Consider the following 1,250-nt stretch of genomic DNA (forward strand, 5'->3'; position numbering starts at 1 on the left):
AACCACATCGAGGCTATTGCTGAGGGCACCTCCACTACCCTGTTTTGCTCCATTATGGAGGCTGACGACCTTATCACTTGTTCCCTACCTAAGGCTCCTTCCATGCTCGGTTCCTGCCCTGTCACTGAAGCTCCCACCAACATACAACACCAGCTCTATGACATCAAGCAGCATGCAAAGTCCCAGGAACTGTTCAGCAAGGTTTCCCAACGACACCAAGCTCGCCTCACAGCTCTACAAGGCAAAGTCCCCGGCCTTTGGCTACAAGTGACCCCATCTGGCCCAAACCTCTCGATGCCGCTCTTGACCTTCCAAGATGCCCTACGTACCCGCCTTGGCTTAGGCCCGCATATTAAACTGGCCGGTCGGGTCTGCAAGTGCGGCACTTTCTTCTTCGATCCTGCTGAAACGGATCAATTCATGTGGTTCTTGCACTTACAGAAATGCCCCCACCTTAATGGACCCTCGCGTTGCCATAATGCTTGCGTAGGTATCATTGGAGAATGCATGAGGCAAACGGGCCATGAAGTAACAGCCGAGCCCCTCCACACGTTTGTAGAGATCGACACTCCTGTAGACCACAAAGACAAGCGCGCTGACCTTTTGGTCCAGGGCTTGGATCGAGGCGCCGTCCTTCTTGACGTCTCAATTACGAATCCTTGTGCCAGCTCGGTCTTCGAGCAAGCCTCCCGGAAACGCCTAAGCGCCGCCAACCGCCGCTACCGGGAGAAGATGCGGAAGTTCGACGACCTCTGCCGCGTGAACGGCTATTGCTTCAACCCCCTCGTATTGGAAACGTTTGGTGGTCTCCACTCCGACATCCTGACCCTGATTGCGGAGGCGTGCCAGTCGAGGGAAGAGGTGTTTGATGCGCCCTCATGGACTAGTCCAACGATGACTGCTTATTACATAAACTGCTTGGCGGTCTGCTTGCAAAAGGAGACTGCCCGTTATGTTCGCACTCTCGCGATGAAAGCCCGCCATCGTGTCGACTAGGCCTGCACATCAACGTCCCCCTTAGTAGAAAAACCTTCTTTTTGATAAACTTTATAACCCTAACCCTAACCCTAACCCTAACCCTAACCCTAACCCTAACCCCACCTATTCACGAACCAGATTCATAACGGAAACTTCGACGCTACTGTCCTAGGGTTAGAGGAGTTCAAGGAAGGCCTGGAAAGCAACGCCTTTCTGCCCTCGATCGCCCTCCATCTCCCAGAGGCTTTCGTGTGGCACCAGGAGACCCCTCT

General features: G+C 53.8%; 1 protein-coding gene. It reads left to right on the forward strand.

All coding sequences use genetic code 11. From position 1 onward, the window contains the following. Nucleotides 1-996 (forward strand): hypothetical protein (locus V6D20_22505; GenBank protein ID HEY9818553.1); only part of this gene is annotated, 996 nt, incomplete at its 5' end. Between the last annotated feature and the right edge of the window lie 254 nt (nucleotides 997-1,250).

Source organism: Candidatus Obscuribacterales bacterium, assembly GCA_036703605.1.
Taxonomy (GTDB): Bacteria; Cyanobacteriota; Cyanobacteriia; order RECH01; family RECH01; genus RECH01.